This window comes from Microbispora sp. NBC_01389 (assembly GCF_045040095.1).
Taxonomy (GTDB): Bacteria; Actinomycetota; Actinomycetes; order Streptosporangiales; family Streptosporangiaceae; genus Microbispora.
Genome location: NZ_CP109552.1, coordinates 2,862,053 through 2,882,759, shown reverse-complemented (window position 1 = coordinate 2,882,759; position 20,707 = coordinate 2,862,053). Strand labels below are relative to the sequence as shown.

Annotated in this window: 22 protein-coding genes and 1 tRNA gene; 4 read left to right on the top strand and 19 right to left on the bottom strand. The window is 68.8% G+C overall.

The annotated features are described in order from the left end of the window. Window positions 1–124: 124 nt before the first annotated feature. The 4 genes from OG344_RS13065 to OG344_RS13050 all read right to left on the bottom strand — a co-directional run bounded on the left by OG344_RS13065 (window position 125) and on the right by OG344_RS13050 (window position 2,720). Window positions 125–994 (bottom strand): zf-HC2 domain-containing protein, encoded by an 870-nt coding sequence (locus tag OG344_RS13065; protein ID WP_405088454.1) that lies wholly within the window; start codon window positions 992–994, stop codon window positions 125–127. Continuing rightward, the gene (locus OG344_RS13060; RefSeq protein WP_327043558.1) at window positions 991–1,503 is read right to left on the bottom strand and encodes a sigma-70 family RNA polymerase sigma factor; all 513 of its coding nucleotides are present in this window, start codon (window positions 1,501–1,503) and stop codon (window positions 991–993) included. Before OG344_RS13060 ends, OG344_RS13065 begins: the two co-directional genes overlap by 4 nt. Before the next feature lie 145 nt (window positions 1,504–1,648). Continuing rightward, entirely contained in the window at window positions 1,649–2,329 is a 681-nt protein-coding gene (locus tag OG344_RS13055; protein ID WP_405088453.1) for a DUF2993 domain-containing protein, read from the bottom strand. A gap of 142 nt (window positions 2,330–2,471) precedes the next feature. Next, window positions 2,472–2,720 (bottom strand): MoaD/ThiS family protein, encoded by a 249-nt coding sequence (locus OG344_RS13050; protein WP_405088452.1) that lies wholly within the window; start codon window positions 2,718–2,720, stop codon window positions 2,472–2,474. A 301-nt stretch (window positions 2,721–3,021) separates the two neighbouring features. Between OG344_RS13050 and OG344_RS13045 the strand changes: the two genes are divergently transcribed. Beyond that, a complete protein-coding gene (locus tag OG344_RS13045; RefSeq protein WP_182888052.1) occupies window positions 3,022–3,735 on the top strand; it encodes a response regulator transcription factor in 714 nt (237 codons plus the stop codon). 71 nt (window positions 3,736–3,806) lie between these two features. On the opposite strand, the gene OG344_RS13040 is transcribed toward OG344_RS13045, so the two are convergent. Continuing rightward, complete coding sequence (locus OG344_RS13040) at window positions 3,807–5,654, bottom strand: bifunctional metallophosphatase/5'-nucleotidase (RefSeq protein ID WP_405088451.1); 1,848 nt, start codon at window positions 5,652–5,654, stop codon at window positions 3,807–3,809. Window positions 5,655–5,785: 131 nt separating this feature from the next. Here OG344_RS13040 and mshD point away from each other — a divergent pair, with 131 nt between their 5' ends. Next, window positions 5,786–6,703: a mycothiol synthase gene (gene mshD / locus OG344_RS13035; RefSeq protein WP_405088450.1), complete on the top strand. Its 918-nt coding sequence runs from the start codon at window positions 5,786–5,788 to the stop codon at window positions 6,701–6,703. A 39-nt stretch (window positions 6,704–6,742) separates the two neighbouring features. On the opposite strand, the gene OG344_RS13030 is transcribed toward mshD, so the two are convergent. The 3 genes from OG344_RS13030 to dcd form a co-directional block, all read right to left on the bottom strand. Continuing rightward, the gene (locus tag OG344_RS13030; protein WP_405088449.1) at window positions 6,743–7,741 is read right to left on the bottom strand and encodes an anion permease; all 999 of its coding nucleotides are present in this window, start codon (window positions 7,739–7,741) and stop codon (window positions 6,743–6,745) included. Further along, window positions 7,742–8,359 (bottom strand): DUF47 family protein, encoded by a 618-nt coding sequence (locus OG344_RS13025; RefSeq protein ID WP_327043552.1) that lies wholly within the window; start codon window positions 8,357–8,359, stop codon window positions 7,742–7,744. 155 nt (window positions 8,360–8,514) lie between these two features. Beyond that, window positions 8,515–9,090: a dCTP deaminase gene (gene dcd / locus OG344_RS13020; protein WP_327043551.1), complete on the bottom strand. Its 576-nt coding sequence runs from the start codon at window positions 9,088–9,090 to the stop codon at window positions 8,515–8,517. A 118-nt stretch (window positions 9,091–9,208) separates the two neighbouring features. Between dcd and OG344_RS13015 the strand changes: the two genes are divergently transcribed. Next, window positions 9,209–9,282: transfer RNA gene (locus OG344_RS13015), tRNA-Gly, on the top strand. A 4-nt stretch (window positions 9,283–9,286) separates the two neighbouring features. On the opposite strand, the gene OG344_RS13010 is transcribed toward OG344_RS13015, so the two are convergent. The 5 genes from OG344_RS13010 to OG344_RS12990 form a co-directional block, all read right to left on the bottom strand. Further along, window positions 9,287–9,712 carry a type II toxin-antitoxin system VapC family toxin gene (locus OG344_RS13010; RefSeq protein ID WP_191055145.1) on the bottom strand — a complete coding sequence of 142 codons (426 nt, stop codon included), beginning with the start codon at window positions 9,710–9,712 and terminating at the stop codon, window positions 9,287–9,289. Beyond that, window positions 9,709–9,954, bottom strand: a complete 246-nt coding sequence (locus OG344_RS13005; RefSeq protein ID WP_191055146.1) for a hypothetical protein — start codon at window positions 9,952–9,954, stop codon at window positions 9,709–9,711. The genes OG344_RS13010 and OG344_RS13005 overlap by 4 nt, the downstream gene beginning before the upstream one ends. Before the next feature lie 331 nt (window positions 9,955–10,285). Beyond that, the gene (locus OG344_RS13000) at window positions 10,286–10,699 is read right to left on the bottom strand and encodes a type II toxin-antitoxin system VapC family toxin (RefSeq protein WP_405088448.1); all 414 of its coding nucleotides are present in this window, start codon (window positions 10,697–10,699) and stop codon (window positions 10,286–10,288) included. Beyond that, window positions 10,696–10,956, bottom strand: a complete 261-nt coding sequence (locus tag OG344_RS12995) for a CopG family transcriptional regulator (RefSeq protein ID WP_405088447.1) — start codon at window positions 10,954–10,956, stop codon at window positions 10,696–10,698. Before OG344_RS12995 ends, OG344_RS13000 begins: the two co-directional genes overlap by 4 nt. 302 nt (window positions 10,957–11,258) lie before the next feature. Next, complete coding sequence (locus OG344_RS12990) at window positions 11,259–11,810, bottom strand: NAD-dependent epimerase/dehydratase family protein (RefSeq protein ID WP_405088446.1); 552 nt, start codon at window positions 11,808–11,810, stop codon at window positions 11,259–11,261. Window positions 11,811–11,978: 168 nt separating this feature from the next. Between OG344_RS12990 and OG344_RS12985 the strand changes: the two genes are divergently transcribed. Then, window positions 11,979–12,281 (top strand): hypothetical protein, encoded by a 303-nt coding sequence (locus tag OG344_RS12985; protein ID WP_405088445.1) that lies wholly within the window; start codon window positions 11,979–11,981, stop codon window positions 12,279–12,281. A 104-nt stretch (window positions 12,282–12,385) separates the two neighbouring features. Here OG344_RS12985 and OG344_RS12980 read toward each other — a convergent pair whose 3' ends face one another. From OG344_RS12980 to OG344_RS12955, 6 genes are all read right to left on the bottom strand, one after another. Then, window positions 12,386–13,084: a hypothetical protein gene (locus OG344_RS12980; RefSeq protein ID WP_405088444.1), complete on the bottom strand. Its 699-nt coding sequence runs from the start codon at window positions 13,082–13,084 to the stop codon at window positions 12,386–12,388. A gap of 41 nt (window positions 13,085–13,125) precedes the next feature. Continuing rightward, on the bottom strand, window positions 13,126–14,001 hold the full coding sequence (locus OG344_RS12975; protein ID WP_405088443.1) for a carbohydrate ABC transporter permease: 876 nt from the start codon (window positions 13,999–14,001) through the stop codon (window positions 13,126–13,128). Continuing rightward, complete coding sequence (locus OG344_RS12970) at window positions 13,998–14,942, bottom strand: carbohydrate ABC transporter permease (protein ID WP_405088442.1); 945 nt, start codon at window positions 14,940–14,942, stop codon at window positions 13,998–14,000. Before OG344_RS12970 ends, OG344_RS12975 begins: the two co-directional genes overlap by 4 nt. 43 nt (window positions 14,943–14,985) lie before the next feature. Further along, a complete protein-coding gene (locus tag OG344_RS12965) occupies window positions 14,986–16,392 on the bottom strand; it encodes an ABC transporter substrate-binding protein (protein ID WP_405088441.1) in 1,407 nt (468 codons plus the stop codon). A 287-nt stretch (window positions 16,393–16,679) separates the two neighbouring features. Beyond that, window positions 16,680–19,511 (bottom strand): BTAD domain-containing putative transcriptional regulator, encoded by a 2,832-nt coding sequence (locus tag OG344_RS12960; protein ID WP_405088440.1) that lies wholly within the window; start codon window positions 19,509–19,511, stop codon window positions 16,680–16,682. Then, a complete protein-coding gene (locus OG344_RS12955; protein WP_405088439.1) occupies window positions 19,441–20,553 on the bottom strand; it encodes a DMT family transporter in 1,113 nt (370 codons plus the stop codon). The genes OG344_RS12960 and OG344_RS12955 overlap by 71 nt, the downstream gene beginning before the upstream one ends. Window positions 20,554–20,707: the final 154 nt, after the last annotated feature.

The window sequence follows — 20,707 nt, the reverse complement described above, 5'->3', positions numbered from 1 at the left end:
GGCCCGGCGGCCACGTTCAGGACGAGCGTGGCCATCCGGGTCGCGATGCCTGCCATCGCCGTGTGCAACCCTCCGTACGCCGGGGCTGATTCCCGGCCCGGGTCACGGAACGGTCACAGCACGCTCAGAGCCTGGCGGCGACCAGTGTGCGGCCGTCGGCCCCGGCGAGCTCGACGCGCTCGATCTGGCCGGGGCTCAGCGCCGTCGAGCCCTCGAAGACCATCTTCGGCCCGCGATACTCCCCGCTCCCCACCGCCCAGGGGCCGAGGACCGAGACGGTGCCGTCCTTCCCGATCACGCGGAGCGTGCACACCGTCCCCGCGGGCACCCCGGCGACCCTCGCGACGACCTGCGTCCCGCGCTCCTGCGGGACGAGCCGTACGGTCAGCCGCATGTCGCCGTTGCTGCCGCGGGCCTCCGGCGAGGCGGTGACGGTCTCCTCCGCGGGCGACTGCTCGACCTTCCTCGCCACGGTGCCGGGTGACGGCACAGGCGAGTCCGGAGCGCCGAAGATCTGCGGGATCTCGTCGTTGCCGACCTTGGGTGCCTGGGCCGCCGCGGCGTCGGAGGCGGCGCCGGCGGCGGCCGCGCTACCCGCCCCGCCGTCGGGTGCGGTCTCGTACTGAGGGGCCGCGGCGGCCGACCCCGCCACCGTGTCCTGCGACGCCGTCTGCGCCGCCGACAGCCAGGCCGTTCCGCCCACGGCCGCGACGACGACGGACGCGGCGAGCGCCAGCAGCGCGCGGGACCGGCGCCCTCTCCTCGCCGACGCGGCGACCAGCCGGTCGAGCACGGCGCGCGGCGGCGCGGCGGCGCGCTCGACGTCCTCGGCCGACACGAGGGCCAGCAGGGGCGGCAGCCCCGACAGCGCGGCCAGCTCCGCCCGGCACTCCACGCAGGTCTCCAGGTGGGCCTCGACCTCGGCGGCCTCCTCCGCGTCGAGCGCCCCGAGGACGTGCACGCCGAGTGAGATCCGCACCTCCTCGCAGGTCATGGTGCCAGCCCCCGTTCCTCCAGGGCGAGTTTGAGCGCTCGGAGTGCGTAGTAGGTCCGCGACTTGACCGTCCCCTGCGGGATGCCGAGGATCTCCGACGCCTCCTTCACCGATCTCCCCCGGTAGTACGTCTCCATGAGCACCTCACGGTGCTCCGGCCTGAGCGAGGCCAGCGCCTCCGCGACCCCCCACGACTCGACGGCGCGGTCGAGCTCGTCGTCGGCGGGCAGCACGGCGAGCGCCTCGTCCCCCGTCTCCTGCGGCCTGGACCGGCGGGCCCGGTGCTGGTCGACGACGATGTTGCGGGCGACGGTGAACAGCCAGGCGCGCACCGGGCGCCCTTCGAGCACCCCGGGGTTGCGCCAGGCCCGGAGCAGCGTCTCCTGCACCACGTCCTCCGCTCTGCCCGGATCGCCGGTCAGCCGCAGCACGTAGCCGTACAACGGCCCTGCATGATCATCGAAAAGCGCGCGTACGAGCTCCTCGTCGGCGGTTCCGGCTGGACTCACACCCTCTTCACGTACGGAGTGGCCGGCCGGTTCGGCGGTGTGACCGTCTTCACGTGAGCCGTCACGTGGGCCGTCACGTGAGCCGTCACGTGAGCCGTCACGTGAGCCGTCACGTGAGCCGTCACGTGAGCCGTCACGTGGGCCGTCACCGGAAGGAGACATCGCTTGCGGTGCCCTGGACCGCGAGTCCCTCGCTGGTCGAGGTCACGCGGGTGATCCGCAGGTTCAGCGGCAGGTTCTTCACCGGGACCGTGAAGGAGATGAGCCGCTCGGGGTTCGGTACCGGAATCGCGCCCACGAGTTTCACGCTCGCCGGCGTGAGCCGGATCCCGTCCTTGATCGTCTCGATCTTCATGTCGGCGGTGACCGGCACCTGGTTCCCTAGCACGGTCACGTTGCCCGAGACGCGGAGCTTGTCGTCGCCGGTGCCCTCGACCTTGATGCCGGCCGGCGCGTGGGCGGACAGGGTCCGGCGCGAGATGACCACGGTCCCCGCCACCCGGTCGGCTTGGATCTTGGTGGCCGCGGCGTTCTTGATCAGGTCGGCGAGCGGGGCGGTCACGCCGTAGAGCGTGGCGTCGATGCGTTCGAGCCGGACGCCCTCCCGCTCCACCTGGCCGATGCCGATGGCGATCTCCTCGTAGCGGCCGGAGAACGCCTGCGTGAGGAACGGAAGGCCCTTCACCTGCACCGAGGGCGGCTGCGCCAGGTCGTACTGGGCCTCGATCTGGCGGGCGATCTCGCGCTGCACGCCGACGACGGCCACCCGGTCGAGCACGACGAGCAGGATGGCGAGCAGAACCACGGCCACAACCAGCTTGCGCATCCGACTCCTCCGAAAGCGCCCGTACGATCAGCGTAGTGCCCCGGCCCGCGAGATTTGCCCGAGAACGGACAATGTCCCGAGTTACGCCCATTCGCTCTGTACGCCGCGAGGGGCAAAGTTTGACAGGAGAGGCACGTGCCGCTCATCCCCCGGCGAATGGGGGCAAAACCTCTACCACGAATCCCTCGGGCAGCGTGATCCCAGCGGGGTCGCGGGTGCCCGCCGGGGCGCCGTCGACCAGGAAGGACGACCGGCGCAGCACGCGTTCCAGGGCCGCGTTCCGCCCGATCCCCGCGAGCAGGTCCGCCAGCGTGTCCGCGGCGGCGCCCTCCTCGGGCACGCCGGCGGCCTCCTTGGCCGCCGCCCAGTAGCGAATCGTCCCCGTGGCCATGGTCAGCCCGCTCCTCTCGTGCGCCTTGTCTCGGCCGGTGAGTCTCGGCCGGCATGTCTCTGTCGGCGTCCGATCCATGTCACCTCCATGAAAGCTCTCCGTCACCGTCACGTTACGGTCTTAAACCGCGTGACGTGTTGTTCACACGGGTGACGCGGATTGGACGCAAAGTTCGTGTGGGCTACCCTACGAATTAATGGACTCGGGCGATGTGGCCCCCGGGTCCTTACATGTTTGTACGGCTGTCGCGGTTTCCAGTGCTGCAAACGGCGCCGAGCCGACATGGTGCGAGGAGGCTCATGTGAGCAATCTGCTCCTGCTGACCAACGCTCTGGAGCCGTCGGCGGAGGTGCTCCCGGCACTCGGACTGCTTCTCCACTCGGTGCGGGTCGCCCCGGCCGAGGCCTCCGCTCTGATCGACGCGCCCCCCGCGGACGCCATCCTGGTCGACGCGCGCCGTGAGCTCGTGCAGGCCAAGAGCCTGTGCCGGCTGCTGCGCACGACCGGTGTCACCTGTCCGCTGATGGCGATCGTGACCGAGGGCGGCCTGGCGGCGATGACGGCGGAGTGGGGCGTGGACGACGTCATCCTCGACACCGCCGGCCCCGCGGAGGTGGAGGCCCGGCTGCGGATGTCCGTCGGGCGGCTGTCGCTGGCCGCCACGGAGGACGTCCCCGACGAGATCCGCAGCGGTGATCTGTCGATCGACGAGGCCACCTACACGGCCAGGCTGCGCGGCCGGGCGCTCGACCTCACGTTCAAGGAGTTCGAGCTGCTCAAGTATCTCGCCCAGCACCCGGGCCGGGTCTTCACCCGGGCCCAGCTGCTCCAGGAGGTCTGGGGCTACGACTACTTCGGCGGCACCCGGACCGTGGACGTCCACGTACGGCGGCTGCGGGCGAAGCTGGGCGCGGAGTACGAGGCGCTCATCGGCACGGTCCGCAACGTCGGCTACCGGTTCGTGCCCGACCGCGGCGGCGAGCAGCAGGCCGAGGCCGAGCCCGCCCGGCGCTGACTTCCCGGCGCTGACTCCGGGCCGGAGGGCCCGCCCCCGCGACGGGGACGGGCCCTCCGGTGTTCGGTCTCCTACCGGACGAGGTTGATCCGGCCGGTGGCCGGCGGGGCGATCGGCGAGTGCGCGCCCATGTAGGCGACGAACGCGTCGATGTCCAGCGGGCCGCTCCACAGGTTGGTGCCCTGGGTGAAGACGGTGAAGCCGTCGCCGCCGCCGACGAGGAAGTTGTTGGCGGCCACCCGGATCTGCTGGGCGTCGGTCACCGCGGTTCCGTTGATCTTGATATCGGAGACCCGCGAGCCCTCCGGCTTGGTGGTGTCGAAGGTGTAGGTCAGCGACGAGGACGGCTGCAGGATCCGCTGGGTGATGCCGCCCGTGCCCGGGTCGACCTTCCAGATCTGCTGCTCAAGCAGCGCCTTCAGCTGGGCTCCGGTGAGCGTGACGACCTGCATGAGGTTGTTGAACGGCTGCACCGTGAAGGCCTCGCCGTACGTCACGACCCCGTCGCCCTCCGAGCCGCTCTGCGGGAAGGTCAGGTCGGCGCGGACGCCGCCCGGGTTCATCAGCGCGATCTCGGCGTTGCCGCCGGACTTGGTCGCCTCCAGCTGCGCGTCGGCGATCAGGTCGCCGAGCGGGGTCTCGCCGACGTTGGCGCCCCGCCCGATGTTGGCGGTGATCTTGCCGATCGGCTTGTTGGCGACGGTCGAGACCCGCTCCTGCCAGGTCTTGATGTACGCCTCGGTGTCGGCGTCCGGAGTGACGGTGCGGGTCACCACGTTGTTCTTGGCGACGACGCTGGAGCGGACGACGTCCTTGGTCCTACGATCGATCTTGAAGTCGATCTGCGTGATCGCGCGGCCGAACGAGGAGCCCTGGGTGTAGACGCGGTCCTGACCGGCCGGGTCCTTCACCTTGCAGACGTACGCCTGGTGGCTGTGGCCGCTGATGACCAGGTCGATCTGCGGGTCGAGCCCCTTGGCGATCCGCGAGCCGGCGCCGGGGACGACCGGGCACGAGCTGGGGTCCTGGTTGGGCGTGATGTTGTCGCCCTCGTGCACCAGCACGACCTGCGCCTTGACGCCCTGGCGGGTGAGGAGCTTCGACACCTTGTTCGCGGCCTCGATCTCCTCGGTGAACTTGAGGCCCGCGATGCCGGAGGCGGTGACGATGCTGGGCGTGGTCTGGGTCACGAGGCCGATGAAGGCGACGTCCATCCCGTTGATCTTCTTGACGAAGTAGGGCGGCAGGGCGTAGTCGCCCTTCGACTCCTTCAGCACGTTGGCCCCGAGGTAGTCGAAGCTCGTGCCCTTCCACTTCCCGGCCGGGGAGCAGCCGTCGACCGGGTGGCAGCCGCCGTTCATGATGCGCTTGAGCTCGTTGATGCCCTCGTCGAACTCGTGGTTGCCCGCCGAGGAGGTGGCGAGGCCGAGCTTGTCGAGCAGCGCGGCGGTCGGCTCGTCGTGGTAGGCCGCGGACAGCAGCGGCGAGGCGCCGATGAGGTCGCCCGCGCCGACCAGGAGAGTGTTGCGGTCGCGCAGCTGCTTGAGGTGCGCGGCCAGGTAGGAGGCGCCGCCGGCGATCGAGTACCTGGCCCCCGCGATGCCGGTGAGCGAGCCGTCCGTGTCGGTGAGCGGCCCGTTGGGGTCGAGGATCCGGGAGCTGGACCCGGTCGGGGGCTCCAGGTTGCCGTGCAGGTCGTTGATGGTCAGCAACCGGACGGAGACGGAGGGGTCGGGCTTGTGGCCGTGGCCGGCCGAGGGCTTCGGCGCGTGGTGCGCCGGGGGCTTCGGCGCGTGGTTCGCCCCGTGGGCGGCCGCCTGGGAAGCGGGATCGGCGGCGGCCGGGCTCACGGTGAGAGCCGCGGCGCCCAGGATGGCGGCGCCGGCGACGGCCAGTCGCGTCAGTGATGCTCGGGTCATGACCCCCGACAGTAGAACGGCGATCTGATCGGGAAATGGCGCAAAGATTACGATTCAGGGAGGCTTGACCTGGCGTGTATTGCCGAAGCCCGCCGCCGGGACGCGCCCGCCCCTCGCCTATCGTGCCAGGCATGAACGTACGCGTGGAGATCACGGAAAACCTCGATGACGAGCGGATTACGGCCGTGCTCGCTCTGGTGGAGGCGGCCGCCGAGGCCGACGGGGTGCGGCCGCTCAACGAGCACGTGATGCTCCAGGTGCGCTACGGAGGCGTCCCGGGGGCGAGAGCAGTACTGCTGTACAAGGACGGCGACCTGGCCGGTTTCGCCCACCTGGGCCCACCCGGCGACCCGGCCGGTCCCGACGAGGGACCGAGCGGCGAACTCGTGGTGCGTCCGGCCCTCCGCGGGCTCGGCCTGGGCCGGCGGTTGCTGGACGCGGTGCTGGAGACGAGCGGCGGCAGGATCCGCCTGTGGGCGCACGGCGACCTGCCCGCCGCCGCCCGCCTCGCCGCGAGCGCGGGCCTGACCCGGGCGCGGTCGCTGTGGCGGATGCGCCGGCCGCTGGCGGAGCCCCTGCCCGCCGCCCCGCTCCCCGAAGGCGTACGGCTGCGCACGTTCGAGCCCGGGCGCGACGAGCAGGCCTGGCTCGCGCTCAACGCGCAGGCCTTCGCCGCCCACCCCGAGCAGGGCTCCTGGACGCTCGACGACCTTGAGCTGCGCGAACGCGAGCCGTGGTTCGACCCCGCCGGCTTCTTCCTCGCCGTACGAGGCGACACGCCGGTGGGCTTCCACTGGACCAAGGTGCACCGGGACGGCGACGGCGACGACCGCGAGCCGATCGGGGAGGTGTACGTCGTGGGGGTCGGGCCCGGCGAGCGCGGCACGGGCCTCGGCCGGGCGCTGACGCTCGCCGGGCTCGCGCACCTGCGCGGCCTCGGCCTGGCCCGGGTGATGCTCTACGTGGACGAGGAGAACGCTGCGGCGGTCCGGCTCTACGAGTCGCTCGGGTTCACCCGGTGGATCACGGACGTGATGTACCGCCGGTGACGACGGCGGGCCGGCCCCGAGAGGCGCCGGCCCGCCGGGTCATCCGAGGAAGAGGTTGAGGACGAAGTAGCCGATCGCGGCGACGACGGCCGCCGCCGGGATCGTCAGGACCCACGCGGTCACGATGCTGCCCGCGATGCCCCACCGTACGGCCGACAGCCGCTTGGTCGCGCCGACGCCCATGATGGCGCTGGTGATGGTGTGGGTGGTCGAGATGGGCGCGCCGAACCCGAGGGCCGCCGTGTAGAGCACACTCGCCGCGGCGGCCTCGGCCGCGAAGCCCTGCGGCGGGTCGAGGTGGATGATCCGGCGGCCGAGGGTGCGCATGATCCGCCACCCGCCGGCGTACGTGCCGAGGGAGATCGCCAGCGCCGAGGAGGTGATGACCCACTCGGGGATGTGCGACTCGGGAGAGGCGTAGCCGCCGACGACCAGGGCGAGGAAGATCACACCCATCGTCTTCTGCGCGTCCTGCAGGCCGTGGCCGAGGGCCATCGCGGCCGCCGACAGCGTCTGGGCGTACCGGAACCCCTTGCTGGCTTTGTGGGGGTTGGCCTTACGGAAGATCCACAAAATGGCGATCATGATGATCGCACCCAGGAGGAGCCCCACGACGGGGGACAGCACCATGGGGATGACGACCTTCTCGATCACCCCGCTCCAGTGCACGGACGCGCTCGCCGCCAGCGCCGAGCCGACGAGCCCGCCGATCAGGGCGTGGCTGCTCGACGACGGCAGGCCGAAGTACCAGGTGATGAGGTTCCACACGATGGCGCCGAACAGCGCCCCGCCGACGATGATCAGGCCGTGCCTGCCGTCCGGAGCGTCGATGATCCCCTTGCCCACGGTTGAGGCGACCGAGGTGCCGAGATGCGCACCGATGAAGTTCATGATCGCCGCCATGAGCAGCGCCACCCGGGGGGTCAGCGCCCGGGTGGAGACCGACGTGGCGATCGCGTTCGCGGCGTCGTGGAAGCCGTTCGTGTAGTCGAACACCAGCGCGATGACGACCACGCTGATGACAAGCGCGAGCTCCACCTAGCTTTCCTTGACCGCGATGGTCTCGACCGTGTTCGCCACGTGCTCGAAGGCGTCCGCGGCGAGCTCCAGCTGCTCGATGACCTCACGCATCTTCATGACGGTCAGGGCGTCGTACTCACCGCTGAACAGCTTGGCCAGCAGCCGGCGGTAGACCTGGTCGGCCTGGTTCTCCAGCCGGTTGATCTCGATCCAGTACTCGTTGAGGTGCTGCATCGAGCGCAGGCGCGGCATCGCGTCCGCGGTGAGCTCGGCCGCCCTCTCCAGGACCTCGACCTGGCGTACGACCTCCTTGGGCAGATGGTCGATCTGGTAGAGGACGATCAGGTCGGCGGCTGCCTCCATGAAGTCCATCACGTCGTCGAGGTTCGACGCGAGGCGGTAGATGTCCTCACGGTCGAAGGGCGTGATGAAGCTCTCGTTGAGCCGGTTCATGATGGCGTGAGTGCGCTCGTCGCCCGCGTGTTCGCAGGCGCGCATCTTCTCGGCCAGGGCGTCACGGTCGGAACCGTCGCTGATGATCTCGGCCAGCAGACGCGATGCGGTGACGAGGTTGTTCGCCGAGTCGGCGAACAAGTCGTAGTAGCTGTCCTCACGGGGCGTGAGACGCAGGCGCACGTCGTTTCTCCAGTGTGCGGGGACGGTCCGCAGAGAAGGGTACGGGTTACCAGTGGAAATGCGAAGTTCAGGCCATGCAGGCCCGCTTGTAACCTACTCTTCCCCTCCGAGCTGCCCGGAACGGCTCCCGTGACACACTTGTTGCGTGGTACGGCTCAGATCCTCGTCCGGTGGAAGTTGAGGAACGACCGGCTGGGAGTCGGCCCCCGCTGCCCCTGGTAGCGCGAGCCGTACCGGCCCGAGCCGTACGGGAACTCGGCGGGCGAGCTGAGCCGGAACATGCAGAGCTGGCCGATCTTCATGCCGGGCCACAGCTTGATCGGCAGCGTGGCGACGTTCGACAGTTCGAGCGTCACATGCCCCTGGAACCCGGGGTCGATGAACCCGGCCGTGGAGTGCGTGAGCAGGCCCAGCCGGCCCAGGCTCGACTTGCCCTCAAGCCGCGAGGCGATGTCGTCCGGAAGGCTGATCACCTCGTACGTGCTGGCGAGCACGAACTCCCCCGGATGCAGGATGAACGGCTCGTCGCCCTCCGGCTCCACCTCCCGGGTCAGGTCGGGCTGCTCCGTCGCCGGGTCGATGTGCGGGTAGCGGTGGTTCTCGAACACCCGGAAGTAGCGGTCCAGGCGAACGTCGACACTGGACGGCTGGATCATCACCGGGTCGAAGGGGTCGAGCTTCACCCTGCCCGACTCGATCTCGGCGCGAAGGTCACGATCGGAAAGCAGCACGCTGCCAGGCTAGTAGGCCCGTCGAGCGACCCGTGTCGGGGATCTTCGCGTCGGGACTGCAGGAGCACGCCCCGAATCCGCTACAGTAGGGGCAGCGACGAGCCTCATGGCCCGTCACGCGGGTGTAGTTCAATGGCAGAACATCAGCTTCCCAAGCTGACAGCGCGGGTTCGATTCCCGTCACCCGCTCCAAGATCTAAGCGAGTACCTCCGGCAGCAGTCTGAACGCCGCCACATGCCGCGGCCGGATCAGGCCGAAATCGCGCCGGTCGATCGTCGCGATCTGGGTGATTCCTAGACGCTCGGCGATTGCGACAACGGACACATCGGCAGGGTCGAGACGAGCATCTTTGTAAAGCCGGACGAGTTCGGCCATGCGCCGTACGTCAGCGGTAAGCAGATCGACCAGCTCGAACTCCTCGGTCACAAGATCGAGGAACCGCGCATGTACAGCAGGTCCCATATGCCTGTTGATCGTCCAACCAGCCTCGATCAAGATGGTCGAAGGAAGAAGCAACGGCCCTTCCAACTGCTCAAGGAGGCGTACGCACGAGGCATGATGCTTGTCATCGCGATCGACAACAGCGATCAGAGGCCCCGTGTCCAGGAGCGTAGCGGTCACACCGACCGATTGAACCGCTCCGCCAGCAGATCTTCGACCCGTTCCGACAGATCGCCCTCTCCGGACGCGCCGATCCCAGCGATAGACAGCCGGCGACGCCGTACCGGCTCGGGCAGGTCCTCGTTCGCGGCCTCAGCGAGTTCCGGGTCTGTCCTGACCAATCGCAACAGCCGACCCGCCTGGTCCGGCGACAGCCGATCCACCAGGTGATGAAGCTCCTCATGCGCATGCCCAGCGCTCATGCTCCGAGTCTACGCTTGCGATCTCGCTAGCGTCAGGGACACGGTGGCCGTGCCCGTTGCGTGCCCGTTCGGTTGGCGATCAGCGGGAAGCCGCGGGGATTCACGGTGACTCGACCGCCATAGGCCCAGGTTGTAGTTTTCCCAGCTCAGCGGGCTTGATCTTGAAAGACTTCCCAAGCTGACAGCGCGGGTTCGATTCCCGTCACCCGCTCTCACGGTAAAAGCCAGGGTAGACCGATGGATTCGGCACTTGTGGCTTTGATGGCATCGATCTCCGCGTGCCATTTGCGTCATGATTACCCTGCCAGAACCAACGGGACAGGATCACGACTCAAACCTTGATGACAGTCACGCGCACACCGCACAGGGCAGCGAGGTCCTCGGGATCGGAGGTGAGGACCGTGACGGGACCTGGGGCAGCGAGGGCGGTGGCGCTGAGCATGGCATCGATGGCGTACTTGTGCCCGTGCAAGCCGGCGTTGGACAGAAGAGTGGCGGCATGGCGGGCGATTGGCTCGGTGACCGGCTCGATGACAAGGCGGGACAGCGTCCACTCCAGAGCCGGCCGGTTGACGCGAGGGTGGACCCCCTCGACGAGAGTGGCGGCAGAGGTGATGACCCGGAGGTCGTCAGCACGGGCGAGAGAGAGCCATGCGGTGACCGCCCGGTCGCGCAGGACGGCCTTGGCCAGTCCTTCACTGTCGAGGACGAGAGTGCCGCCCGGAACGGCGAGAGAACGGGTCACGCAGCCGCCCCACCATTGCCCTGTCCCTGCCGGGCCCGGTGGAGTTGGTCGCGTAGTGCCTGGACCTCGTCGTCGGTGACGGGGCCGTGCTCGGCCTCGGCGACCTGAATGAGTTCACTGAGGTTGTCGCGCTCGATCTGGCGGGCGACGGCGGCGGCGACATAGGCGGACAGCCCGGAGGGACCACTCCGGGATCGGGCGGCTTCGGCGATGTCACGCGGCATGGTGATCGAATACTTACCGGTGGGCTCGCTCATACTCTTTATCCTACTCCTCATCCTCCCGCCGCTGGGGTCCGTTGGCGAGAGTCGATCGGTCTCCTCGCACCGTCCGCCAGGCGTGTCCGCTGTGTGCCCGTTCGGACGGCGGTCACCGAGTCTACGTTTGCGATCTCGCTTGCGTCAGGGCCCCGTTGGGCGTGCCCATCGCCGAGGTGGCCGCCCATCTCCGCCTGTCTCAGGACCGGCGTCGGGGTCCTGCGAGATACCAGTCTTCGGCCGCGTAGTCGAAGAATCGGCTGAAACGCGGGTCTCCCGCCTCGGGCAGGATGCCCGTCCGGTCACCGTTCCGTACGGCGTCGACGAGCCAGTCGACCTCGGCGGCGACCGTCGTCGCGTAGTCCCCCGCAGGCCGGTATCCGAGCTCCATGGCGGCCGACATGTCGAGCACGACCGGCTGCGTCGAGTCCCACGGGGTTGTGGTCGATGTCGCTGGGAGCCACGGTGGCCTGGGTCTCACGGATCGGCCCGTCGTACCGCGGCTCGACGTCGGAGTTGGGATGATTGCCGTGGGCGTCGACATAGACGGCCTTGGTGGAGATGAGCACTGTCGAGTCGGCGTCCTTGGCCAACGGAAGCAGGAGTCGCGCGTCGGCGGCGGTGTAGCAGACGCAGTCGACGAGCAGCTCCACGCCGTCAGCGAGGGCGGCCCGAAGCCGGCCCACGTCGGCGCGGTCCGCCGGAACGAATCCGGCCCCGGCGACGGCGACCTCGGACGGCATGTTGGAGGGGTTGCGACCGGTGACGGTTACCCGCCATCCGGCGGCCAGGAGGCGGAGCGCGGTGGCCCGGCCGAGCATGCCGGTTCCGCCGAGGATGAGTGCACGGGGCATCGGACGAGCCTAAAGGCAGGCGACGAGCGGCAGCCACAGTCGCTCATACCGGCAACGGGAATCGAATCCATGCTGTCAGCTCGGCGAATGCGTGGATGCCCTGTATGAGCGCCGATTTCCGCCTCTGCTGGTCTTGCGGCCCCCTTTGGACACGAGGATCATCCGATCATGAAGGTATCCGTAAGACAGGTGTTATGGGTCCTGGCGGGTGTGGTCACGGTTCTCGTCATTTACGTTGCCGTGGCCCTCGTTCTCTTCAGATTCGCGCTCAGCCTCTACCTGATTCCGATTCTTGCCTGGTATGTGCCGCTCGCCTTCCTGGCGATCGGGGTGCTGGGAGCCGCCATCTCCACGATGATGCTGAGACGGACACAGCCGACCACGTCAGCAGCCCTCTCACGCTTGTCGTTCTGGTGCGGCTGGTCGATATGTCCGGCCGGTTGGCTCGTTCTTCTCCTCCTCGGAAGGTGAGCTTCGCCGGTGCACGCCGGAACGGACGACGGTCAGCCGCGAATCGCGAGGGAATCACGATTGCCTGACGGAGCCCCGACCCCTGCCTGCCCGTAATGGTCAACTTATCGGGTGAAATTCCCGGTGAACGATGGCGTGTCCCCGATGATGCGTATCTGTTCGGCCTGCGTGAGTGACTCCGGGCCGGTCAGGACGTAGTCGCCGCCGGCGTGCCCGCCCTCGCTCAGGGTCCGCGCGATGACCGCGGCCACGTCTCGACCGTCGACCGGGGCCCTCTCCGCCGCGCCGTACGGCCGCCGGAACCTGGGATCGACGGGAACGGGCAACCCGCGCATGGCCTCCAGCACCGCACGATCACCCAGGGGACGGCCGAGCCGTACGATCACCTGCCTGAGGTATCCCACATCCGGGCAATCCCAGGAAGCTCCCCTCTCGTGCGGATGCTCCTCCACCACGATCAGGGCGGCGTGCGCGGACTCGACGGCTCGGGCGGTGTAGTCCGCGCCGCAGGGCCCGGTCGTCCGATAACCGGTGAACTCGGCGGTGAGCGTCCGATCGTCCTCGTGGACGGTCACCTTCTCGACGGACGGGACGCCGAGAAGGGGGGCGTACCCGTTCCGCCGCAGGGGTGTCGGAGTGGCCCCCGCCCCCTCTTTCACGAACGCCTGCTCATAGGCTTCGAGAGCCTGCCGTATGTGCCCGTCGAGCCGGCGGTCGTCCTCGGTGGTGATCCACCACAGCGACCCCGCCACGACCAGAACGGCGACGGCCGTGATGAGGGGGACCCAGCGCGTACGCGTCATGATCAAGAAGACGCCACGTACACGGCGCCGGTTCACGCGCGTCAGCGCAGTCCTCCGACGGACAGGCCGCCGCGCCAGTGCCGCTGGAGGGTGAAGAAGGCGACGATGAGCGGGATCACCGACACGAGCGCGCCCAGGATGATCAGGCTCCAGAGGGAGGTGGTTCCCGCGTTGTTCGCGGAGGCGATTCCCTGCCAGAGGCCGAGCCCGACGGTGACGGGGAAGAGGCGGTTGTCGGAGAGCATGGCGACGGGCAGGAAGTAGTTGTTCCAGGACGCCACGGCGGACAGGAGCAGCACGGTGACCACGGCGGGCCGCATCAGCGGGAGCGCGACCTGGAGGAACGTCCGCACCTCCCCCGCGCCGTCGGCCCGCGCCGCGTCCAGGATCTCGTCGGGAACCGCGTCGCGCGCGTACACGTGCATCAGGTAGACGCCGAACGGGTTGAGCAGCGACGGCAGGATCACCGCCCATATCGTGTTCGTCAGGCCGAGCCCGGAGAACATCACGAAGGTGGGGATCACCAGGGCCGTCGCGGGCACCATCAACGCGCCGAGCAGGACGGAGAAGCTGAGGCGTCTGCCGGCGAACCTGTACTTGGCGAATCCGTAGCCGGCCATGACGGCCAGGATCGTGGCGCCGATCCCGCCCGCGAACGCGTACAGCGTGGAGTTGAGGATCCACCTGCCGTAGATGCCGCCGTCGTAGGTGAACAGTTGCCTGAGGTTGCCGAAGTAGTCGGCCCGGTCGCCGAACCACAGGGTGTTGCCGCCGCCGAAGAGGCCGGGGGCGTCCTTGGAACTGTTGACGACGACCCACCAGAACGGCACGAGGAAGTAGACGACCAGGAAGCCGAGAAGCACCTGCAGGGGCAGGTGGCGTCGTGGCGGGCGGCGCGCGCCGGAACGGCCGGTCATCGCAGGAAGCTCCTCCGCTTGCGGGTGAGGAACAGGAAGGCGTAGACGCCGGCGAACACGATCCCGCCGAGGGCGAAGGAGATCGCCGACCCGTAGTTGAAGTTCGCGAGCGCGAACGCCTGCTGGTAGGCGTACATGTTGGGGGTGAAGTCCGGTCCGATCGTGCCGGCCGCGAGGAAGCGCAGGAACTGTGGTTCGTTGAAGAACTGCAGCGTGCCGATGAGTGCGAAGACCAGGATCAGGAGCAGCGCGGGGGCGATCAACGGGATTTTGATCCGCAGCGCGATCTGCCGGCCGCCGGCGCCGTCCATGCGGGCCGCCTCGTAGAGCGCCGGGTCGACGCCCTGCAGCGCCGCGTACAGGATGATCATGTAGTAACCGGCCCACTGCCAGGTGACGACGTTGACCAGGCCGTAGAAGATCAGATCGCCGCCGAGGAAGTCGGGCGCGGTGGCGCCGAACAACCCGAAGACGCCGGAGAGCGGCCCGAAGCTCCTGCTGTACAGAAACCCCCACATCACCGCCCCGATGACCGTGGGAATCGCGTACGGAAGGAAAATCATCAACCGCGAGAACCGGGCGAACGCAGATGTGACGGCATCCAGAATGAGGGCCATCGCGAGCGCGACGACGATCTGCAGCGGGATGGCGACCAGGGAGAAGCGGACGACGAACCACGCCCCGGAGAGGAAGCTCGGGTCGGTGAACGCCTTCACGTAGTTGTCGAACAGGACGAAGCTGGTGCCGCCGATCAGCTTCTTGCGGAAGAGGCTGAGGTACAGCGCGTACGCGAGCGGCGCGATGAGAAGCGCCACGAAGACGAGCCCGAACGGCCCGACGAAGAGCCACCCCATCAGGTGCTCACGGAGACGCACCTTGCCAAGCGCCTTGGGCGCTTTCTCTTGGGTGCTCGTCGCGCTCTCCTCGATCAGGAGGGTCATCTTGGGCTCCGGGAGGTCGATGCCGACGGGTCGGCCCGTGTTGTCACTGGACGGTGAAGCCCTGCTCCTTGGCGTAGTTCGCCACGTCCTCCTGGACGCGGTCGGCCGCCTGCGCACCGGTGACGGAGCCCTCGATGACCGCACCGATCTGCTTCGTCATGGCATCGAAGTAGTACTGGCCGAACGGGCTGTAGGTCATGCCCTTGTAGGCGTTCGCCGCGGGGACGTAGACCTCCTTGTTCGCCTGCTGGCCGTCGAAGAACGACACCTTCAGGTCCACGAACTCGGGATCGTCGAGCGCCTTGAGGTTCAGCGGGAAGATGATCTGGTTGGTCCAGCCGTCGGTGAGCGACTCGTCGTCGGCGTAGAGGCCGTACGCCGCCTTCGCCGCGAGTTCGGGGTTCTTCGCCTGGCTCGTCACGGAGAAGGCCGACCCGCCCCAGTTCACCTGCACCGGGTTGGCGGGATCCCACTGCGGCAGCGGCGCCACCGCGAACTTGCCGGTGTCCTTGCCCTTGCCGACGCCCGCGCCGGTGAGATATCCGGGCGCCCAGGCCGCCGAGATGTACGTCGCGTACTTGCCGTTGACCACACCGGAGATGTACTCCGGCGTGAACTGGTCCTGCGTCCCGACCAGGCCCTTCCGCGCGAGGTTCCCCCAGTAGTCCAGCACGTCCTTGGACCCCTGGTCGTTCAGCGCGACACCGATCGACTCGGGCCGCGCCGGGTCGTAGGTGAACGGAGTCGCGCCCTTCTGGATCTGCAGCGCCATCATGACGGCCGGCACGTTCGCGCCCAGGTCGCCGAACAGCGGGCCCCCCGCGTCCTTCACCTTCCGCGCCGCCTGCTCGTACTCGGCCCACGTCTTCGGGGGCGTGATCTCGTACTTGTCGAAGACGTCCTTCCGGTAGATCATCGCCATCGGCCCGCCGTCGACCGGCACGCCGTAGACCGCGCCGCCGATCGAGACGTCCTTCCACGCGCCCGGGCCGTAGTTGTCCTTGACAGCGTCGTAGCCGTACTCCTTGATGTCGATGAGCGCCTTCTGGATCTGGAAGGTCGGGATCCGGTCCGCCTCGATCATGATCACGTCGGGCGCGCCGGTGCCCGCCGAGATGGCCGTCTGGAACTTGTCGTACTCGTCACCGCCCTGGCCGACGTTGGTCCAGCAGACCTGGACCTCGTTGTTCTGCTTGTTGAAGTTGTCGACGACGAGCCGCATGTTGGGATACCAGCCCCAGAAGGTCACGACCGGCAGGTCCTTCTTGGCGATCGTGTTCGTGCAGTTGCTCGCCCTGTTTCCGGTCGCGTCGTTTCCGGTCGCGTCGTTTCCGCTGTTGCTCGCACCCGCGTTGCTTTCGCTTCCCGCGCCGGAGGAGCAGGCGGCGAGCACGCACGCGGCGGTGAGCACTGCTGTGGTGGCGAATAACCTTTTCGTCTTCGCTGACATGATTTCCCCTCCGAGATCGCTGCGCACAAGGGTCATGCGTCGCCGCTGAGGCCGACCGATCGGCCGGGAACGCCCACGCCCCGGCGGTGCCGCCTCGACGGGCTTACCTAGCGCTTGAACAGGCGCGGTGCCAGGTCGATGAGGTTCTTCTGCCACACGTCCGTGCAACCAGACGTGACTCGATCGTTGTCGATTACGTGTGCGGTTTTTTTAACGTAAGCGACAATGATTTCGAACACAAGACCGTTTTCGGCCATGCGATATGCCGCCTATAGGTCCTTCGCCCGTCAGGGGTGGGCCGCGGCTTCGGGTTCGCCGAGCCAGGTGGGGGTGATGCCGAGGTTCCGCCAGATGGCCTCGGCGAGGGCGAAGGACTCGGCCGCCTCTTCCGTTCTCCCCCGGCTGCGAGCGACCCGTCCGAGGTGGTGGAGCACGTCGGCTTCGACGATCCGCTCCCCCGCCGCCCTCGCATGCGCCAGCGCGAGCGTGAGAGTGCGGTGCGCGGTGTCCCATCGCGTCAGGGCGGCCCACGCCCGGCCCATCCCGTACAGGGCGTGGGCCATGCCGACCTGGTCGTCGATGGTCTGGCAGAACTCGTGGACGCGCTCGAACCGGGGTAATGCTTCGGCCGGTTCGCCGCACTCCAGGCTGAGCTCGCCGAGCCGGTAGTTCACCTGCTGGGCCAGGCGGGCGCCCTGCGCCTTCTGCGCCATCCGCAGGGCCTGCTCCAGGTTGATCCGTGCCTCTTCGTGGTTGCCGAGCTGGAGATGGATCTGCCCGACCTGGCGGAGCACGAGTGCTTCGTTGCCGACGTCGCCGAGGGCGCTGAGGGCGGCGGCGCTGCGTTTGGCGCGGGAGAGGGCGTCGTGCAGCCGCCCCCCGAGCCGGTCGAGTACGGCCAGCTTGTGCTCGGTGATGGCCTCGGCGTGCCGGTCGCGCAACGCCGTGAAGATCGTGGCGGCCTGCCCGATGAAGTTCGCCGCCGCACGGTAGTCGTGCCGGTGCAGGCTGAGCTCGCCGAGCTCGGCGAGGATGACCGCCTCGCCGCGGCGGTTGCCGGCGGCCCTGGTGGCGTCGAGGGCGATCTCGTGCGTCTGCTCCCACTCGTCGTGGTGTTTGCGGACCTCCAGGAGGGGCGCGGCGGTCACCGCGAGATCCCAGCAGAGGTCGTCGAAACCCAGGTGCGCCGCCTGCCGGACCGCTCCCTGGATGTTCGGCAGTTCGGCCTCGCACCAGGTCACGGGATCGGTGACGATCTCCCTGAGGTGCTCTTCCGTCATCGGCCGGCGCCGGGCCGTGCTGTGCAGCACCAGATGGTCGTGGCCGGCGAGCTGGGTGTGGGCGTACTCGGTCACCGTCAGCAGTGCCGCGATGGCCCGCTCCAGCGCGGCGCGCACCTCGTCGTCGGGAAGCTGCGCCTGCGCCTGCTGCCGGGCGAAGATGCGGACCAGATCGTGCAGGCCGTACCGGGGCTGGCTGTGGTCTCCGGTCGCCACGGTGACCAGATGACTGTGGGCGAGCTGGTCCAGGAGGTCCTCGGCCTCCCGGAGCGGGCAGTCCAGCAGCGCCGACGCCGCCCATTCCTCGTATTCGACGAGGTCGAGACTGCCGAGCAGCATGAGAAGGAGCCTGGCCCGCGGCCCCAGCGCCGCGTAGGAGAGCATCAGGTTGGCGCGCACGTCCAGTTCGCCGTGCACGAGTTCGTCGAGCCGATGGTGCTCTCCGGCCAGCCGGTCGACCATGCGGCGTACGGGCCAGTGCGGCCGGGCGGCGAGCCGCGCGCCCGCGATGCGCAGGGCGAGCGGGTGACGCCCGCACAGGCGGACGAGCCTCGCGCCGGCCTCCGGGCTGCTCCTCATGCGGTCGTCGCCGAGCATCCGCTGCAGGAAGTCGATCGCCTGCTCCTCGGTGAAGGACTCGAGCTCGAGCCGCCGTATGCCCGGAACGGCCGTGAGGCGGTGCCGGCTCGTGATCAGGACGGCGCAGCCGCTCGTACCCGGGATGAGCGGCATCACCTGGCTCTCGTCCGCGGCGTCGTCGAGAATCAGCAGCGCACGTCGCTCCGACAGCACCTCCCGGAGCATCGCGCTGCGCTCCTCGATGTGCTCGGGCAGCCGGTGGTCGGGCACCCCCAGGGTGCGCAGCGAACCGGCCAGCGCGACGCCCGGCGGGATGCGGCGCGCCGCCTCGGCCCCGCGGAGCGGCACGAAGATCTGCCCGTCCGGGAAGTCCTCCCGCAACCGGTGGGCGACGTGTACGGCCAGGGTGGTCTTGCCCGCGCCTCCGCGGGCGGACACCGCCACGATCGACGGGCCGACCCGGTCACCGGAGGTCAGCCAGCGGGTGATCCGCCCGATCTCCTCGGCCCGGCCGGTGAAGTCGGGGGTGTCGGCCGGGAGGTTACACGGGCGCGGGGAGGCGGCGGCGGGTTCCTCGCCCGGCGACACGGCCTCCCGCAGGATCGCCTGTTCCTTTTCCCGCAACTGCGGGCCGGGCTCGATTCCGAGCGACTCGACGAGGAGGGCGCGCGTGTCCCGATAGAGCTGCAGCGCCTCCGCCTGGCGGCCCGACCGGTGCAGCGCCTCCATCAACCGGCCGCGCAGCGACTCACGCAGCGGGAACTCCTCGACGAGCTGGACCAGGACGGGGATCATGTCCGCGTGCCGGCCGAGCGCGAGTTCGTGCTCCACCCACTGGCCGGCGGCGGTGAACCGCCGCTCCTCCAGCACCGCGGCCTCGGCCCGCAGCGCGGGGCAGTCGTCGAGCCCCGCGAAGGGCACGCCGGTCCACTCGTCGAGGGCCCTGCGGAGGATCTCCGCCGCCTGCGCGACGTCGCCGCCGGCGGCCGGTTCCTCGCTCCTGACGACCAGCGCGGAGAACCGCAGGGCGTCCACCTCGTGAGGCCGTACGTGGAGGAGGTAGCCGCGATCGGCGCGGGTGATGCGGTGCGGGTCGCTCAGCGTCGTACGGAGGCCGCGGATGTAGGCGCGCAGGTTCGCGGCCGCGGACGGCGGCGGATCCGACGGCCACAGCCCGTCGATCAGCCGATCATCCGGTACGGCGGTGTTCGGACAACAGAGCAGAAGGGCCAGGAGCGTTCGAACCTTCTGGCCCTTCAAGGCGACCTGGGAGCCATTCGCTGTCAGCTCCAGCGGCCCGAGTATGCGGAACCGCAGATCTGGATGCTGCTCTCCCCCGGCCATGGCGGGTAAATACTATGTCAAAAGCCTGCGGGCGGCCTGTGAAAATTCCCCGGACCCACCCCATCGACGCGCGGGACGGCTTGACGTCCATGAGAAGCACGCCGAGCACCATGGTCGCGGCGCCCGCCCAGCCCAGCGGCGTCAAACGGTCGCCGGCGAGCCAATATCCGAAGACGCCGGCGAAGACGGGTTCCATCCCGAGGATGACGGACACCCGGGTCGGCGAGGTGCGTCGTTGCGCGTACGCCTGAACGAAATAGGCGAAGGCGCTGGCGGCCAGTCCGGTGAACGCGATCGCGCCCCAGACGTCCCATTCGCCGGGCAGGCGGAAATCCTCCTTGACCAGTGCGACGCACAGGGCGAGCACTCCGCATGTCCCCAGTTGCACCGCGACCAAAGCCCCCGTGGGGAAAAGCCGGACCGCCCTGTCCATGGCGATGATGTGCAGCGCGAAGCAGAGGCTCGAACCCAGGGTGAGCGCGTCGCCCAGCGGGTGGAAGGCCCCTCCGTAGCCCGAGAGGAGCAGCAGGCCCACGGCGGCGGCCCCGATGCACAGGGCGCTCCAGCGGGTGACCCGCTGGCGAAGGAGCAACGCGGCCATGAGCGGGGTGAACACGATGTAGAGACCGGTGATGAAGCCCGAGTTGGACGCGGTGGTGTACACGAGGCCGATCGTCTGGAATGCGTACCCGCCGACCAGCAGCAGGCCCAGGCCCGCCCCGGAGCCCCAGCCCGACCGCGGCAGCCGGCCGATCTGCGCGGCGTACGGAACGGCCACCACACCGGCCGCCAGCAGAAAGCGGAGAGCCACGAACGACCACGGCGGCACGTTTTCTATGGCGTCCTGAATGACGACGAAAGTAAGCCCGAAAACGGCGGCAACCACGACGAGACCCGACTCCGCCATCCATGCGGCCGGCGCGTCCGTCTTCCGCGCGGCGGGCTCTTCGATCGACATCAACGGTTTCCTCCGGGCGACGTGCTGGAACACGAGGCTAGTCGGCCGTTGTATAAGCGCCGTATATGCGGCGTGCACGGCTGCCCGGGACAGAACCGGAGAGCTTCCCCCGTTATACGAGGAATGTACAGAAATCCGAACTTCGTCCTCTAGC

Coding starts and splice junctions, on each gene's coding strand:
- OG344_RS13005 (WP_191055146.1), bottom strand. CDS start 9,954: ATGAGCGCTGGGCATGCGCATGAGGAGCTTCATCACCTGGTGGATCGG.
- OG344_RS12985 (WP_405088445.1), top strand. CDS start 11,979: ATGAAGGTATCCGTAAGACAGGTGTTATGGGTCCTGGCGGGTGTGGTC.
- OG344_RS13050 (WP_405088452.1), bottom strand. CDS start 2,720: ATGGCCACGGGGACGATTCGCTACTGGGCGGCGGCCAAGGAGGCCGCC.
- OG344_RS13040 (WP_405088451.1), bottom strand. CDS start 5,654: ATGACCCGAGCATCACTGACGCGACTGGCCGTCGCCGGCGCCGCCATC.
- OG344_RS12975 (WP_405088443.1), bottom strand. CDS start 14,001: ATGACCGGCCGTTCCGGCGCGCGCCGCCCGCCACGACGCCACCTGCCC.
- OG344_RS12965 (WP_405088441.1), bottom strand. CDS start 16,392: ATGTCAGCGAAGACGAAAAGGTTATTCGCCACCACAGCAGTGCTCACC.
- OG344_RS12995 (WP_405088447.1), bottom strand. CDS start 10,956: ATGAGCGAGCCCACCGGTAAGTATTCGATCACCATGCCGCGTGACATC.
- OG344_RS12955 (WP_405088439.1), bottom strand. CDS start 20,553: ATGTCGATCGAAGAGCCCGCCGCGCGGAAGACGGACGCGCCGGCCGCA.
- OG344_RS12980 (WP_405088444.1), bottom strand. CDS start 13,084: ATGACGCGTACGCGCTGGGTCCCCCTCATCACGGCCGTCGCCGTTCTG.
- OG344_RS13055 (WP_405088453.1), bottom strand. CDS start 2,329: ATGCGCAAGCTGGTTGTGGCCGTGGTTCTGCTCGCCATCCTGCTCGTC.
- mshD (WP_405088450.1), top strand. CDS start 5,786: ATGAACGTACGCGTGGAGATCACGGAAAACCTCGATGACGAGCGGATT.
- OG344_RS13065 (WP_405088454.1), bottom strand. CDS start 994: ATGACCTGCGAGGAGGTGCGGATCTCACTCGGCGTGCACGTCCTCGGG.
- OG344_RS12970 (WP_405088442.1), bottom strand. CDS start 14,942: ATGACCCTCCTGATCGAGGAGAGCGCGACGAGCACCCAAGAGAAAGCG.
- OG344_RS12990 (WP_405088446.1), bottom strand. CDS start 11,810: ATGCCCCGTGCACTCATCCTCGGCGGAACCGGCATGCTCGGCCGGGCC.